General features: G+C 70.4%; 11 protein-coding genes and 1 pseudogene. 6 read left to right on the top strand and 6 right to left on the bottom strand.

Annotated features, from left to right (window positions below; all coding sequences use genetic code 11):
• The first annotated feature begins 223 nt into the window (after positions 1–223).
• Entirely contained in the window at positions 224–2,578 is a 2,355-nt protein-coding gene (locus tag RV986_RS49865) for a M4 family metallopeptidase (RefSeq protein WP_475923725.1), read from the top strand.
• A gap of 216 nt (positions 2,579–2,794) precedes the next feature.
• Here the strand turns inward: RV986_RS49865 and RV986_RS49860 are convergent, their stop codons facing one another.
• Together RV986_RS49860 and RV986_RS49855 are read right to left on the bottom strand one after the other, a co-directional pair.
• Positions 2,795–4,666 carry a sensor histidine kinase gene (locus tag RV986_RS49860; RefSeq protein ID WP_475923724.1) on the bottom strand — a complete coding sequence of 624 codons (1,872 nt, stop codon included), beginning with the start codon at positions 4,664–4,666 and terminating at the stop codon, positions 2,795–2,797.
• Positions 4,663–5,355, bottom strand: a complete 693-nt coding sequence (locus RV986_RS49855; protein WP_475923723.1) for a response regulator — start codon at positions 5,353–5,355, stop codon at positions 4,663–4,665. Before RV986_RS49855 ends, RV986_RS49860 begins: the two co-directional genes overlap by 4 nt.
• A gap of 248 nt (positions 5,356–5,603) precedes the next feature.
• Here RV986_RS49855 and RV986_RS49850 point away from each other — a divergent pair, with 248 nt between their 5' ends.
• On the top strand, positions 5,604–8,597 hold the full coding sequence (locus RV986_RS49850) for a glycosyl hydrolase (RefSeq protein WP_475923722.1): 2,994 nt from the start codon (positions 5,604–5,606) through the stop codon (positions 8,595–8,597).
• A gap of 267 nt (positions 8,598–8,864) precedes the next feature.
• Here RV986_RS49850 and RV986_RS49845 read toward each other — a convergent pair whose 3' ends face one another.
• The 3 genes and pseudogenes from RV986_RS49845 to RV986_RS49835 form a co-directional block, all read right to left on the bottom strand.
• Positions 8,865–9,587 (bottom strand): alpha/beta fold hydrolase, encoded by a 723-nt coding sequence (locus RV986_RS49845; RefSeq protein WP_475923721.1) that lies wholly within the window; start codon positions 9,585–9,587, stop codon positions 8,865–8,867.
• 80 nt (positions 9,588–9,667) lie between these two features.
• Complete coding sequence (locus RV986_RS49840; protein ID WP_475923720.1) at positions 9,668–10,216, bottom strand: DinB family protein; 549 nt, start codon at positions 10,214–10,216, stop codon at positions 9,668–9,670.
• 142 nt (positions 10,217–10,358) lie between these two features.
• Positions 10,359–10,721 (bottom strand): annotated as a pseudogene (locus tag RV986_RS49835) (hypothetical protein); the annotation flags it as partial.
• 67 nt (positions 10,722–10,788) lie between these two features.
• Between RV986_RS49835 and ppk2 the strand changes: the two are divergent.
• On the top strand, positions 10,789–11,592 hold the full coding sequence (gene ppk2 / locus RV986_RS49830) for a polyphosphate kinase 2 (RefSeq protein WP_475923719.1): 804 nt from the start codon (positions 10,789–10,791) through the stop codon (positions 11,590–11,592).
• 210 nt (positions 11,593–11,802) lie between these two features.
• Here ppk2 and RV986_RS49825 read toward each other — a convergent pair whose 3' ends face one another.
• Positions 11,803–12,294, bottom strand: coding sequence for a cupin domain-containing protein (locus RV986_RS49825; RefSeq protein WP_475923718.1), 492 nt, complete (start codon positions 12,292–12,294; stop codon positions 11,803–11,805).
• A gap of 139 nt (positions 12,295–12,433) precedes the next feature.
• Between RV986_RS49825 and RV986_RS49820 the strand changes: the two genes are divergently transcribed.
• From RV986_RS49820 to RV986_RS49810, 3 genes are all read left to right on the top strand, one after another.
• Positions 12,434–12,868, top strand: a complete 435-nt coding sequence (locus RV986_RS49820; protein WP_475923717.1) for an RrF2 family transcriptional regulator — start codon at positions 12,434–12,436, stop codon at positions 12,866–12,868.
• The gene (locus RV986_RS49815) at positions 12,865–13,779 is read left to right on the top strand and encodes a DsbA family oxidoreductase (RefSeq protein WP_475923716.1); all 915 of its coding nucleotides are present in this window, start codon (positions 12,865–12,867) and stop codon (positions 13,777–13,779) included. The genes RV986_RS49820 and RV986_RS49815 overlap by 4 nt, the downstream gene beginning before the upstream one ends.
• Positions 13,780–14,358: 579 nt before the next feature.
• Positions 14,359–15,933, top strand: coding sequence for an ABC transporter substrate-binding protein (locus tag RV986_RS49810; protein ID WP_475923715.1), 1,575 nt, complete (start codon positions 14,359–14,361; stop codon positions 15,931–15,933).
• Positions 15,934–15,980: the final 47 nt, after the last annotated feature.

The raw sequence follows: 15,980 nt of genomic DNA, 5'->3' as shown, positions 1-15,980 counted from the left end.
CCACGTGATCCACCGCGCCCAGCAGCGGACGTACGCCTCTCGCTCACCGAATTTCGGACAATGATCTCCGCAGTGGTGACAGTCGCCGCTTCCTGCTGAAACGATCCAAGCACCGCACGGTCGTCACCGCACCTCTCCGCCCGGAGGGCCACCGTTCCTGAGGCTCTCCGGTTCGCCCTCTCACCGGCTGTCCTCTCGCAGTCGGGCCCAAGGAGTTGCAGCAGTGACGGTCACCTTCCGTACCACCGGGGCGCCCGCGCCCCAGGATTCACCTCCCGCCCGTCGAGGCGGCTTCGCCGGGCGACGCGTGGCGGCCATCGCTACGGTCGCGCTGGCGGCGCTCGTCGCCTCGGCACTCCCGGCCTGGAGCTCCGCTCCGGCCGCGGATCGAGCGGATCGGGCACCACGGCACATAGCCGCCGACCCCAGACCGGGCGCCAGAACCGTCGAACTCTCCGCCGCCCAGCGGCAGAAGCTGCTCGGCGCGGCGGCCGGTGCAGGTGCCACCACCGCCCGCTCGCTCAAGCTGGGCGACCGGGAGAAGCTCATACCGAAGGACGTCATCAAGGACGCCGACGGCACGGTCCACACCCGCTACGAGCGCACCTACGCCGGGCTGCCCGTCCTCGGCGGCGACCTCGTGGTCCACCAGAACGGCGACACCCGTACGGTCTCGAAGACTTCGGCGGCCGTCCTCTCCGTGCCGACCACCAAAGCCGCCGTACCGGCCGCGACGGCGAAGAAGTCGGCCCTGGCCGAAGCGAGGACGAGAAAGACGGACGAGGCCGCCCCCGAGGGCGCGCCACGGCTGGTCGTCTGGGCCGGCGGCGGCGCCGAGCCCGCGCTCGCCTGGGAAAGCGTCGTCACCGGTGTGCAGGAGGACGGCACGCCGAGCAGTCTGCATGTCGTGACCGACGCCGAGAGCGGTGCACGGCTGGGGAGCTTCGAGCAGATCCGGGCCGGTACGGGGGTCAGCCAGTACAGCGGCACCGTACAGATCGGCTCCGTACGCAGCGGCGATCTGTATCAGCTGACCGATCCCCAACGCGGTGGGCACTCGACGTACGACCTGACCGGAGTCGGGGGAAACGGCGCACTGCTGACCGATGACAACGATGTCTGGGGCAATGGCACACCCGACGACCGGCAGACGGCCGGTGTGGACGCCGCCTACGGCGCGCAGAAGACCTGGGACTTCTACCACGACCTGTTCGGCCGCAACGGGATAGCCGACGACGGGGTCGGCGCCCGCTCCCGTGTGCACTACAGCAGCAACTACGCCAACGCCTTCTGGGACGACCTCTGCTTCTGCATGACGTACGGGGACGGGCTGGACAACAGGCGTCCGCTCACCGAACTCGACATCGCCGCACACGAGATGACGCACGGTGTCACCTCCGCCACGGCGAACCTGGCGTACTCCGGTGAGTCCGGCGGGCTGAACGAAGCCACCAGCGACATCATGGGCACCGCCGTGGAGTTCTTCGCGAACAGCCCCACCGATGTGCCCGACTACCGGATCGGCGAGCTCGCCGACGTCCGTGGCACGGGCAAGCCGCTGCGTTACATGGACCAGCCCTCCAAGGACGCCTCGGCGAAGGGCACCAGCCAGGACTACTGGACCACCGGGACCAAGAAGCTCGACCCGCACTTCAGTTCGGGCGTGGCCAACCACTTCTTCTATCTGCTCGCCGAGGGCAGCGGGCAGCAGACCCTCAACGGCATCGGCTACGACAGCCCCACCTACGACGGTCTGCCCGTCTCCGGTCTGGGCCTGCGCAACGCCACCAACGTCTGGTATCGGGCCCTGACCCGCTACATGACCAGCAACACCGACTACGCGGGCGCCCGCACCGCCACCCTCCAGGCCGCCGCCGACCTGTTCGGCACGACCAGCGACGCGTACGAGGCCGTGGGCAACGCCTGGGCCGCCGTCAACATCGGGCCCCGCTATGTCCAGCACATCGCCGCGCAGGCGCCCTCCACCCGTGACGCGGCGGTCGGCCAGCCGGTCAGCCGTCCGATCGAGGCCACCAGCACGCGTCCGGGCAGCCTGACGTACTCCGCCACCGGTCTGCCCGGCGGCCTGTCGATCGACCCGGTCACCGGACTGATCTCCGGCACGCCGACGACGGCCGGTGCCTTCACACCGGCCGTCGCCATCAAGAACTCCGCGGCGGAGACGCTCACACTTCCCTTCACCTGGACGGTGCTCGCCTCCGGCGGAGACTTCTTCGTCAATCCCGCCCGGTTCGACATCCCCAACTGGAAGACCATCGAGTCCCCGATCGTCGTCACCGGGCGGGAGGGCAACGCCTCCGGCGACCTCAAGGTCACCGTCGATCTCGTCCACGACTTCATCGGCGGCCAGGTCATCAGCCTGGTCGGTGAGGACGGCACCGCGCTGCTAGTGAAGGACTTCGTGTGGGACACCGGCACGGAACTGCACGCGACCTACACCGTCGATGCCTCGGCACTGCCCGCCAACGGCACCTGGAGGCTCCGTGTCACGGACAACACCCCCGGCATCTTCACCGTCGACCCCGGCTACCTCGACAACTGGAGTCTGACCTTCTGAGGACCCCGCTCCGCTCTGTCCGCCGCTGCCGCTTGTTCCACGACCCGGGATGTACGTACGTCCCGCGAGCGACCGCAGGGGCGTGACTCGGATTCTGGCCCCCGGCATCCTGGTGGTGTTCATGTGACCACAGTGCTCCCAGGAGGTCGGGGCAACCAGATCCCTCCTGGGAGGAGGAACGCGGATCCTGGTATCGGCACCACCACCCTGCGCAGGTCAGCGGAGCTCCTCCGCGTCCACCGGAACGACAGCGCCGGGAAGCCGGAGAGTGAAGACCGAGCCCACGCCGAGCTCACTCCTCACCGCGACCGTACCGCCGTGAGCGGCGACCAGTTGGCGGACGATGGACAGGCCGAGCCCGCTGCCTCCGGTGCGGCGGCTGCGGGACTTCTCGGCCCGCCAGAACCGGTCGAAGACGCTGGGCAGATCCTCCGGGGCGATACCGCTGCCGGTGTCGGCCACTTCGAGTGCGACCTGCCCGTCGTCCTGCCGTCGCACGGAGAGCGTGATGGTGCCGCCGGCCGAGGTGTGCCGTATCGCGTTGGAGACCAGATTGCCGAGCGCCTGCCGCATCCGCACCGGGTCCGCGTCGAGCCACGGCGTCCCCTCCCCCGCGAACGAGGCCGCCCCGTCGACCGCCCCGCGCAGCGTGACACCCGCCGCCTCCGCCCCCACCCGGTGCGCCGCGGCCACCTGTTCGAGCAGCTCGTCGGCGCGGACGGCCTCGCGGTGCAGCGTGAGGGTGCCCGCGTCGGCCGCCGCGAGGTCCTGGAGGTCGTCGATGACCCGCTGGAGGAGCACCGCCTCCTCGTGCAGGGAGGCGAGCAGTTCCGGGTCGGGGTCGACGATGCCGTCGCGGGTCACCTCCAGCCAGCCGCGGATGTTGGTGAGCGGGGTGCGCAGTTCGTGCGCGATGTCGCTGACCATCGCCTTGCGCTGGATCTCCATGCGTTCACGTCGCTCGGCCAGCTCGTTGAACGCCATCGCCAGGATGCCCGTCTCGTCCCGGGTGGTGACGGGAACCCGTACATGCTGCTCCGGCGGCTGCTGCGCGGCCTGCGTCAGTGCGCGCAGCGGTCGTACGAGCCTGGTGGCGACCAGCGCGGTCACGGCCACGGTGAGAGCGAGGACGAGACCGGCGACGCCGACGATCTTGGCCTTGTTGGTGTTCGACATGTCGAAGTGCGGAACGGGGCTGTCCCCCGTGCCCAGGAACAGCTCGGCGACGGGCGCGACATCGGGGTCGAGCTGCTCGCGCCGCGCTTGGGCGACGCACTCGTTGCCCTTCGCCGCGAGCGCCGTGGGATGCCCGTCCAGGCCCTTCCCTCCCAGGGCGAACTGCGGCTGCGGGGCCTGACTGGAGAACTCCAGTGAGATGAACCCCCGCGCGGGCAGAACAACGTCCTTGCGCCGCAGGCACGCCTCGGCGAGGCTCGTCAGCCCGGCCAGCGCCTTCTCCTCGGTCTGCGTCAGGCTGTTGAGCTGTCCGTCCGCGCACGCCTCGGGCACGGTCGAGTTCGGGAGGATCCCGTTCTCGCCCGCCAGGACGGGCCGACCGCTCGGCGTCCAGGTGATCGTGGTGTCGACGCCGTACTGCGCCGCGCACTTCTGCCGTATGACTGCCAGCTTGCCCAGCTGTGCCCGCTCCAGGGACGTCAGCCGGTAGGGCCCCACCGCGCGCGGGTCGACGCCGCTGAGCTGGGCCCCTGGCTCCGAGTAGGTGTCGGTGTGCAGGGGGTCGACGGTGGCGGCGGCCCCGGGCGGCAGGGCGGTGCGGGACTTCGCGGAGTCGGCGATCGGCGTACGGTCCGCCGTCGTCAGAGCGATCCGTCGCCCCGTGGCCGCCGACAGCCGGCGCACGGTGTTCTGGACACCCGCCCAGCTCGGGTGGGTGGCGGCGTATCCGCTGAGCTGCCGGAGGATGTCCGTGTCGTCGGCGAGCGCCTGCCCCTGCTCCTCCTGGATGGCCCGGGTGGTCGTCTGCACCGCGAGCCACGCCGTCGCCGCCACCGAGCAGAGCGCGATGAGCATCGAGGTGATCATCAGCCGTACGAGCAGCCTCTTGCGCAGCGGTATGCCGGAGCTCATCCGCGCTCACCGCTGAGCTTGTACCCCACACCGAACACCGTCAGCAGCCGCGTGGGCCTGCGGGGATCCGCCTCGATCTTCTTGCGCAGGTTCATGATGTGCACGTCGATGGCCCGTTCGGTGGAGGCCCGGTCGATCCCCCGGGTGTGCTGGAGCAACTGCCGCCGGGAGAAGACCCGCTCGGGTTCCGCGGTCATGGCGCGCAGGATCTCGTACTCGCCCGGTGTGCACTCCACGCGTGAGCCGTCGCAGTGCACCACGTGCCGGACCGGGTCGACGGTGAGGCCGGCGGCACGGATGACCCGTTCCTGTTCGGTGGTCGGGCGCCCGCTGCGCCGTAGGACCGTGCGGATGCGGGCCATGAGTTCGCGCGGGCTGTAGGGCTTGGTCATGTAGTCGTCCGCGCCGAGTTCCAGGCCGAGCAGGACGTCGTCCTCGGTGGAGCGGGCGGTGAGCATGAGGACGGGGATGTCGTCCTCCCGGCGCAGCGTCCGGCACACTCCGAAGCCGTCGACGACCGGAAGCATCAGGTCCAGGACGACCAGGTCGGGCTTGCGGCGCCGGACCTCCGCCAGGGCGGCCCCGCCGTCATGGACCACGGTCGCGGTGTGTCCCTCCTTCAGCAGCGAGCGGCGTATCAGTTCCGCCTGTTTCTCGTCGTCTTCCGCGACCAGCACATATGCGCACACGCGGCCGATAGTAAGCGCCTGCGCTCGGGAAACAGGGAGAGAGAGGGGCTTCCCACACCCTGACAACTTCCTGATATCCGCCTGCGAGGCTCACGCGTGCCGCCTGACGCGAGTGTGGTCGAAGGTGTGCACGGATCTTGACGCTCTCCGATCCGGGGCCGTAGCTTCCCGAGGGATTTAAACGATTCAAAACCGTGGGCCCCAAGGGGTCCTGTTCGTGCTGCCCTCCGAGAGAGTGGACGAGATCCATGAGCAACGTCACCCCGGCCCGCCGTTCGGGGCTTCCCCGCCGCACTCTCCTCGGAGCCGCCGCCGCCACGGCCGCGGCGGGTGCGTTCGACTGGAGCCTGCCCGCGGTGGCGGGGGCCTCGACCACCGTCGGCCCGCCCTTCGTGGCGCCCGGGCGCGCCGTGCGGCCGAGGTTCCGCTGGTGGTGGCCGGACGGCCTGGTGCAGCCCGACGAGATCAGACGGGAGATCGACCAGATCGCCGACGCCGGCTTCGGCGGCGCCGAGATAGCCGCCGTCCATCACAGCGTCACCGACCCCTCGGTCCTGGACACCGCGCGCCACGGCTGGGGCAGTGCCGCGTGGGTGGCCGGAGTGGAGGCGGCGCTCGGTCAGGCGGCCCGGCGCGGCCTCACCGTCGATCTCACGATCGGTCCGAGCTGGCCCGCGGCGGTCCCCGGCATCACGCCGGACAGTGCGGCTGCGGTCAAGGAACTCGCCCACGGATCGGTCACCCTGACCGCGGGAACGGCCTACTCGGGTGCCGTGCCGCCCCCGGTGTACGCCGCCGCGTCGGGTGTGACCCGGCAGCGGCTGCTGCTGGTCCAGGCCGCACGGGTGAACCCCGCGAACTCCACCCGCAAGGAGACGGGGCTCGACCTCGACTCGGTCCTCGACCTCACCGGCACCGTCAGCGACGGCTCCCTCACCTGGACGGCGCCCGACGACGGCACCTGGGTGATCGTCTCCTACTGGGTGCGCGGCTCCGGGCAGACCCCGGAGGGAGGACCGCACACCGCCCCGGCCGCATACGTGGTCGATCACTTCAGCGCGGCCGGCACCCGCGCGGTGACCGACTTCTGGGAGACCCACCTCCTCTCCCCCACCGTCCGCCGACTCCTCAAGGTCTCCGGCGGGGCGCTGTTCGAGGACTCCATCGAGCTGGAGACGGACGGGCTCCAGTGGACCCCCGGCCTGCCGGACGCCTTCCTCGCGCACACGGGCCGCTCCCTGCTGCCGTTGCTGCCCGCGGTGGTCCTGAACCACGGCAGCCAGGTCTTCGCGTTCGAGGCCGCCGTCACCCGGCAGATCCGGCACGACTTCTGGGAGACCGTCTCCGTCCTCTTCAACCGGCACCATGTGACGGCCCTGCGCGCCTGGGCCCACTCCCTCGGCCTCGAACTGCGGTCCCAGCCCTATGGACTGCAGACGGACGCGATCGCCTCGGCCGCGCTCCTCGACATCCCCGAGGGCGAATCCCTCGGCTTCAAGAACCTCGACGACTACCGCTGTCTGGCGGGCGGCCGCGACATGGCGGGCCGTACGGTGCTGTCCTGCGAGGCGGGCGCCTACGCCGGTGGCGCCTACAGCACCACATGGCAGAAGTTCCTGCGGACCATGGGCGGCGCCTACGCCGCCGGAGTCAACCAGACCGTCGTCCACGGCTTCTCCTACGCCGAGCTGCCGGGCGTGGACTGGCCCGGATACGCGGCCTTCACCCCGTACAAGGGGACGGTCGGCTACGGCGAGTCCTGGGGGCCGAGGCATCCGACCTGGCGGCATCTCCCGGACGTGTCCGGGTACCTGGGCCGTGTCCACCAGGTGCTGCGGACCGGCCGTCCCCGCGCCGATGTCGCGGTCTTCCGGCAGACCGGATACACCGCCACCGGCATCGGCGCCTCCTGGTTCACCGCGACGGGGATCCCGCTGGGCTGGACCCACCAGTTCCTCAGCGGGCCGCTGCTCGACCTGCCCGCCGCCGTCGTGCGCCGGGGACGGCTCGCGCCGGACGGCCCGGCGTACAAGGCCCTGTTCGTCGAGGGCGACTTCTTCTACGGCTCCACGGTGACCCTCGCGCTGTCCGACGCCCGCGCCCTGCTGCGGCTCACCCGCGCCGGACTGCCCGTCGTCCTGCTCGGCGCCTGGGACACCGTTGTGACACCTGGCATCCCGGCCGGCGGCGAGACCGACGAACTGCGCTCCGTGGTGGCCGAGTTGGTCACCCAGCCGCTGGTCCGCCAGGTCGCCGACAAGGCGGCCGTTCCCACCGCTCTCGCCGACCTCGGGGTGGAACCCGACGTCCGGTACGCGGCTTCCTCCACGCTGCTGAACGCCCACCGCGTGGCCGACGGGGTCGACTACTACTACCTGTGCAACGGCAAACACGCCGAGACCGTCAAACCCCCGGTCGCCGCGATCGACCACGAGGTCACCCTGCACCGCACGACGGCCGACGCCGTGCCGTACGTCCTCGACCCGTGGACCGGAAAGGCCGAACGCCTCGCCCGCTACACCGAGGACGGCGACAGCGTCACCACCCGGGTCACCCTCCAGCCCGCCGAGACCCTGATCCTGGCCATCGGCCGCCCCGGGCTCTTCGGCGACCGCCACGGCGGCCGTCCGCACGCGGTCGACAGCGAGGCGGACGAGGTGCGCTTCGGCGACGTCGGCCTCACCGTCCGAGCCGCCACGGCGGGCACGTACAGCACCGTCCTGTCCACCGGCCGCACCGTGCGGACAACACTCAGGACCGTCCCCGAGGCGAGGGAACTCACCTCCTGGCACCTGCGTGTCCAGGACTGGCGGCCGGGCGACACGGCCTACCGCACCAGCGTCGTCGAGCACGACCTCACCCTCGACGCGCTGCTGCCCTGGTCGCGGATCACCGAGCTCGCGGACGTCTCCGGCATCGGGCGCTACCGCACCACCGTCACCCTCGACGACGCCTGGACCGGCGGTCACGGCGCCCGCCTGGAGCTGGGCGCCGTGACCGACACCTGCCGGGTCACCGTCAACGGCCGACGCCTCGACCCGGTCGACCAGATCCATCCGGTGGTGGACCTGGGCGGCCTGCTCCAGCGAGGGGTCAATGTCATCGAGGTCGAGGTCGCCACCCCGCTCGCCAACCGACTGCGGGTCAGCGACCCCGGGGTCTACGGCGGGCTCGCCCCACAGGCGTACGGCCTGATGGGGCCGGTACGGCTGGTGCCGTACGGCGAGGCGCGGATCGCCTGAGCCGCCCTGGGGCCCCGCCAGGACGGGACCGTCGGGAGTCCGGGGGGAGCGGGATCTCGACCGGGTGCGCCGTGAGGTGTCCCACGGCGCAACTCGGCGCCGTGGGGATCGGGCTTCCGCCGTCCGCGGCGGTCACGTACACCTAGTGCCGGTTGCGGGTGCCCGGGGCGGAGACATGATGATCACCTGGAGCAGCGCACGCATCGGGCATCCCTCGACGCCCGGCGGCGCCCGGCGCAGGAACGCCCGATGCAGCGGCCCCTGCGATCAGCCGTGAAGGGTGTTGAGGACGCCGGCCAACTTTTCGGGCGCGCTGATCATCGCCATATGGCCGGTGTCGAGATCGACGACATCGGGCCCCAGCAACGCGATGGATCGCTGCTGGAGTTCCTCGACGTAGCACTGGTCCCGGGTGAGGTGTACGTAGGTCCGGGGGATCTCTCGCCCGTAGCCGCTCAGGTCCACCGTCTCGCTCAGCAGGGCGGCCGAGTCGTCGGCCAGTCGGTCCAGAGTGGACGCGGCGGTCACCTCGTCCATGTCGTTGCACAGCATCGCGGCGGCGCCCTCGCGGGTCTGGCGGTAGACACCGCCGGCGATGGACCGCTCGACCAGATCCCGCACCTCGGGATCGATCTGGTCGAGCACCCGGGATCCGTCCGGAGGCACCACGGCCGACACGAGGACGACGTGACGGATCCGGTCGGCCAAGAGGTCCAGAACACGCGGCACCGTGACTCCCGCGAAGGAGTGACCGACCAGCACCACGTCCCGCAGATCCTTCGCCTCGACGTCCTCCCGGACCGCATCCGCGCAGTCCGCGAGAGTGACCGTGCCCAGGTCGGCTTCGGCCCTCGTCCCGCGGCCGGGAAGGTCCACCGCCAGTGCGGCCGCGTTCAGGTGGGGGATCAGTTCGTCCCAGCAGTTCGCGCCGAGCCGGCGCCATGGATCAGAACGAATGCCACGGGTGACCTCCTCAGTCAGTGTCGGCACCGCACCCTAACTGAATTCAGCTCGGCTGTAGAGACCTTGGACCAACCGGACCACGGCCCCGTGGCACGGCGTTCGCCGGTTCACATCCCGGTGGCGCCGTCGATGCGTTCGCGCAGCAGGTCCGCGTGGCCGTTGTGCCGGGCGTATTCCGCGATCATGTCCACCATGATCATGCGCAGTGAGATCGGCTCGCCCGTTCTCTTGCGGGTCCCTGTCACGTCCAGCGTCGCCGCGGCAGCCGTGATCTGCCGGGACCGTTCGCACTCCGCCCGCCAGACGGCGAATGCCTCTTCGGTATCACCATCCAGACTGTCGAAGTCCTGGTCGGGGTCATCGTCCGAGTAATAGAGCATCGGGACGTCCTCACCCGCGAACTGGATGCGGAACCACCAGCGCTCGACCCCGGCCAGATGCCTTACCAGGCCATGCAGGGACAACGTGGACGGCGGCACCGCCCGTTCGGACAGCCTCTCGGGCGGCAGTCCGGCGCATTTGATCTCGAAGGTCGCCCGGTGCCAGTCCAGGAACGCACTCAGCGTCTCTCGCTCGCCGCCCACAGCGGGTGGCGTGGGGCGCGTGTCGCTGCTCCACCGGGGCGCATAGTGCTTGGGGGCAGGTGCGGCGGTCATCGTCTGCCTTCCTGATCGGGGGCGGCCGAGTCTGACACGCACCACTGACATCGGGTCCGGCCGATGTCACGGCGGTGGTGTCCGGGGAGTGGCAGCGGCGGTGCATCACGGGGCCGGCGTCCGGTGCCAGGGAGTCGTCGTGGTCCTGACGCCGCACCTGCGAGGTGAGCAGGTGGCTGTGGGAGGCGATCGGGGCCCGCCGCGCCAACTCCCGCCACGTCTTCGGCCACTTGATGCGCTGGGTGCCCATCGGCGCGAGGAGGTGCACGAACGCCTCGTAGAAGGGGATCGACGGATCGCGGACGCGCGGGCCGCCCTTGGCAGGACGGGTGGCGTCGAAGAGCTCTGCGCGGGTTGGCGTCAGGCGGATCTGTCCCACGGCAAGGCAGTTGGCGGCCCACCGGTGGGCATCCAGGGTGCGCGGTTCTTCATCGGTCAGTACGGTGCTGTCCTGGTGTTCGACCTTGGGCAGTCCGACCTTGGGCAGGGCGACCCCGTACGTCATCGAGGTGCGTCACGAGGTGTGTCGCCGGGCGTGACACAGGTGTGCGTGATCGAGCGGAGGAGGCGGCATGGCCGACGAGAAGACGGCGAAGGTGCCGGTCGAGGTGTACGAGCGGGAGCTGCTGCGGCTGCAGACGGAGCTGGTGAAGCTGCAGGAGTGGGTGCGTACCGAGGGCGCCCGGCTCGTGGTGATCTTCGAAGGCCGGGACGCGGCGGGCAAGGGCGGCACCATCAAGCGGGTCTCGGAGCATCTCAACCCGCGCATCGCACGCACGGCGGCACTGCCCAAGCCGACCGAGCGTGAGCGCACCCAGTGGTACTTCCAGCGGTATGCCGAGCATCTGCCGGCCGCCGGGGAGATCGTGCTGTTCGACCGGAGCTGGTACAACCGCGCCGGCGTCGAGCATGTCATGGGCTTCTGTACGAAGGAGGAGTACCAGCTCTTCCTGCGCCAGTGCCCGATCTTCGAACGGATGCTGGTCGAGGAGGGGATCGTGCTGCGCAAGTACTGGTTCTCGGTGAGCGACGCGGAACAGCAGAAACGGTTCCGGCGCCGTCTGAAGGATCCGACCCGCCGCTGGAAGCTCTCCCCGATGGACCTGGAGTCGATCACCCACTGGGAGGCGTACTCCCGCGCCAAGGACGAGATGCTGGTGCACACGGACGTCTCGGAAGCCCCGTGGTTCGTCGTGGAGAGCGACGACAAGCGCCGCGCCCGGCTGAACATGATCGCCCACCTGCTCGGCTCCGTCCCGTACCACGAGGTGGCGCCGCCGGTGCTCGAACTGCCGCCCCGCCCGCCGTCGACGGGTTACGTCCGCCCGCCGCGAGATCTGCAGACGTACGTCCCCGACCACGCGGCGACCCTCTGAGCCGCTCGGCGCACTTCGACGGTCGGACGCAGGAGGTGGTCGGTCCTCCCGTACGCCGGGCAGCGCCAGGCTTGTACGGCGTCCCGGGCGGCCCCGCGGACCTCGGACCTCGGCCTCCTCGACGGCGAAGCGCGTGGCCGCCGTAGCGTGCGGTTCCTCATCCGACTCCGCGCGGCACGCGTTGGTGTGTGTATCGGACTTCAGCCGTACCTACAGCGCGTACAGCTGCGGAAGGTTGACCACGATCGCCTCCTGGGTGCTGCGGGCGATGACGACCACGGCTTCTTCGGCGGGGTCCGGGTTCTCCTCGCGGTGCGGCACGAACGGGGGCACGAAGATGTAGTCCCCGGGAGAGGTGCGCAGGCGCACCTCCTCCGGCTGCGGGCCCGAGTCGTCGAGGAAGACGAACTCGGGGTGCCCGCTCACCACATAGATGGCGGTCTCCGACTCGCCGTGATGGTGGTCGGAGGAGGAGGTGGAGGGGGCGACATGGGTCTGGCCCATCCACAGCTTCTCGGAGCCGACCGTCCTGCCGCTGACGGCGGCGAACCTGCGCATGCCACCGGTCTGTGCCGTGTCGCCGTCGAGAGCGTCGGCGCGGATGTGGTGCAGGCGGGTGTGCAGGGGCGCCACCGGATGCCCGGCGGTGTCGTGGAGGTGGGGGTGGAATCCTTCGCCGGGGGTCGTCAACGGCTCGCTCATGGGTGGGGACGCTAGAGCCGCCCGGAAAAGGATGTCAAGAGGTGTCCATTGTCCTTCACCTGCGGCAATGTTCCCGCAATGTAAGAGGGGGACCGATGGAAGCCCTCGTCACGGGCGCCTCGTCGGGCATGATGTGCCCATGCATATCTCCGCGAAGGCGGACTACGCCATGCGGGCCCTGTTGGAGCTCGCCCGCGAACCTGCCCGCCCGCTCACGTGCGAGGCCGTCGCCTCTTCCCAGCAGATCCCTTTCCGGTTCCTGAAGTCGGTGGTGGGCGAGCTGCGGAAGGCCGGTCTGGTGCGCAGTCAGCGCGGCTGCGAGGGCGGGTACTGGCTCGGCCGGCCGGCCGACGAGATCACGCTCCTGGATGTCGCGCGCGCCGTGGACGGCGAGTTGATCACCTTGCGGGGTGAGCCACTGGCCGGGCTCGACTACCCCGGTCCCGCCTCCGGTCTGCCCGGGGTGTGGCGCCAGGTCGAGGCGGACGCCGCCGCGATCCTGGGCGGGACGACCCTGGCCGCGCTGCTGCCCGCCGAGGCGGGCGCGGGGCTGGGCGGGAAGGGAGTCGCGTGACGGTCGTACCGGACCGACCGGCGGTGGAGGTGGTGGAGTACACCGACCCGCTGTGTCCCTGGGCCTGGGGGTCCGAGCCCGTCTTCCGCCGTCTGCGGGCGGCGTTGGCCGACCGGGTGCGCTGGCGTCGCGCGTACTGCATCCTCTTCGACCACGACGACGACCCGCCGCCCGACCCTGCGGCGGAGACGGCCTGGTACGCGCGCTACGTCGAGGACATCAGCACCCATACGCAGGCGCCGAGGGCGCTCCGGCTGAGCCGCGTGGCGGCGAGTTCGTGGCCGTCCTCGCTGACCGCCAAGGCCGCCGAACTGCAGGGCGGCGAGGTGGCCGAGCGGGTGCTGCGCCGGCTGCGGGAGAGCGTCTTCGTCCTCGGGGAACCGGCGGACACCCCCGCGTTGGCGCTGTCGGCCGTATCGGGCGTGCCCGGCCTGGATCTTGAGCGGCTGGCTGCCGAAGCGGCGTCGGCCGCGGTGCTGGACCGGGTGCGCGCGGACCGTGCCGAGGCGCGTCGCCCGGTCGGCGAGGTGCTGTCCGCACCCGGCGGGTCCCCGCATCCCGGCGCCGCCAAGGAGACCGCCGACGGCGAGTACCGGTACGCGTTGCCGACGCTGCTGGTCCGCACCGCCGCCGGGTACCGTGCCGTGCCCGGCTGGCGGTCGTACGAGGAGTACGCCTCGGCGGTCGAGGAGTTGTCTCCCGGGCTGCTGCCGGCCCCGGTGACGTCGGCCCCGGCGGAGGCGCTCACGCGGTACCGGAGCCTGACCGACCCGGAGCGCAGGCTGCTGACCCATGGCCCGTGGCCCCCGGCGGACGCCGTCCGTGTCGAGACCGGCAACGGCCCTGTGTGGCTGCATCCGGAGGAGGCCGCGGTGCATCCGGCCGCCCAGCACAGCGCTCCCGACTGCTGACCGTAGCTCTCCCGACTCCTGATCACAGCTCTCCCGACTGCTGATCGCAGCACTGCCGACTGCCGACCACCGCGCTCCCACCGTGCCCTGACAGGTCTCTGATCAGCGGTCACAGGTCGTCCCGCCCAATGAGACACCAATTGGTGTCCATTGACAGCCGACGACGACCGGCCCCAGGATGTGCAGCATGCTCACGACGCACCCCAACGTGGTGTGCCGCTACGTGGATCTGCGGCGCACCTCCAGCGCTCTCTGTCGCTGACCGACCGCCGCCCGCGGCCCACAGGCGCCTGACGCCGCTCTCGTAGGCACCGGCCACCCGCCGCTCTCGCCGCCCTGCGCCCGTCTTCTCGCGCCGCGTTCTTCGCGCCTCGTCGTTTCCTCTCCTTCCTCCTCACGGCCCTCCCCCGCGAGCCGCCGACGCCTCATGCCCTGGGCGCGGCATGCCCACGTGTGCACCGAAGCACGCACCGGCATGCCCGTCGAGGCCCGAGCAGGCGTCCGGCGCCGGGGCGAACCGCCCTCGCTCCCGATCCGCCGCCCTGACACGGGTCGGAGCCTTCGAAGAAAGACAAGAAGATGTCCGGACGCCTCACGCCCCGCCGCCCCAGACCGCACCTTCGCTCCGCCCGGCGCCCCGACCGGCTGCGCACCGCGGCCCTGGGGACCGCCCTCCTCAGCGTGCTCGTCCCCACGCTCAGCGCCTGCGGTGGCGACGCCTCGTCGGCAAGCGGCAACGCCACGCTGAAGTGGACCTCCTCCTACTTCCCCGCCCACTGGGACCCGGTGGTCGGCGGCAGCGGCGCCCAGTTCCGCGAACTCGCCCTGGTGTACGCCTCGTTGACTCGCACCGACGCGAGCGGAAAGGCCGTGCCCGACCTGGCCAAGAGCTGGGAGTACAACGCCAAGGGCGACCGGATCACCTTCCATCTGCGCCCGGGCCTCAAGTTCAGCGACGGCGAGCCGGTCGACGCCGCCGCCGTGCAGGCGGCCATCGAACGGGCCCAGAAGCAGAAGAACTCCGCGCTCTTCGGCGACCTCACCTCGATCAAGTCGGTGGACGCCAACGGGCTGGACGCGGTGCTCCACCTCAGCCAGGTCGACTACCAGATCCCCCAACTGCTCGGTGAGCGCGTCCTGCAGATCGCCAGCCCCAAGGCGTCCAAGTCTCCCGACAAGCTGGACCAGAGTCCGGTCGGCGCCGGCCCGTTCATCGTCACCCAGCTCATACCGGGCACCAAGGCCGTCCTGAAGAAGAACCCGGACTACTGGGACGCCAAGGACATCCACATCGACAACGTCGAGCTGACCTCGGCCCCCGACGCCTCCACGGTCGTCTCGGGGCTCCAGACCGGCGTCTACAACTTCGCCGACATCGCCCCCAGCCAGGCCGAAGCCGCCAAGAAGGCCGGCCTCGACGTCTTCGTCCAGCCCGGCTTCAACGCCAACAACATCAGCCTCAACGTCAACAAGGCGCCGTTCAACAACGACAAGGTCGTCGACGCGGTCCGCTACGCGATCAACCGCCAGGAGTTCGTCGACAAACTCACCTTCGGCTACGGCTCGGTGACCAACCAGCCGTTCCCCAAGGGCTATGTGGCCTACGACCCGCAGTCCGAGAACGACTACGCCTACGACCCGGCGAAGTCGAAGCAGCTTCTCAGCCAGGCCGGTTACAAGGCGGGCGACATCAAGCTCAACCTCGTCATCCCGGCCGAGGATGCTCAGGCGGAGGTCGTCCAGGCGCAGTTGGCCAAGGTCGGCATCACCGTCACCATCAAGATCGACAAGAACTGGGCCACCCCGTTCTTCGCCAAGGACCTGACGTTCTCGCTGTACGGGACCACGGGTCGGGACTCCGCGGCGCAGACCCTGACCGCACACTTCGGCCCCAACGGCCCGCTCAACCTCAGCTCGCCCTACGAGCCGGCCGGTTTCGAGGCGGCGATCACCAAGGTCCGCCAGACCCCGCTGGACTCGCCCGACTACGCGAAGGTCCTGCAGGCGGCGACCCGGGCCGGTCTGCAGAGCAAGGCACTGGTCTTCACGTACTCCTCGCCCAACCTCATCGCCAGGAGCAAGTCTCTCTCGGCCCTGCCCAAGAACCCCGCACACATCGACTGGACCGGCGTGACCATCTCCGGCAGCAACTGACACTCCGTCAACTCCCGTACCACCACAGGTCATTACAGAGAGAGGGG

Source organism: Streptomyces sp. RLA012, assembly GCF_056270325.1.
The sequence above is the reverse complement of the archived record's forward strand: the minus strand, read 5'-3'. Positions and strand labels throughout refer to the sequence as shown.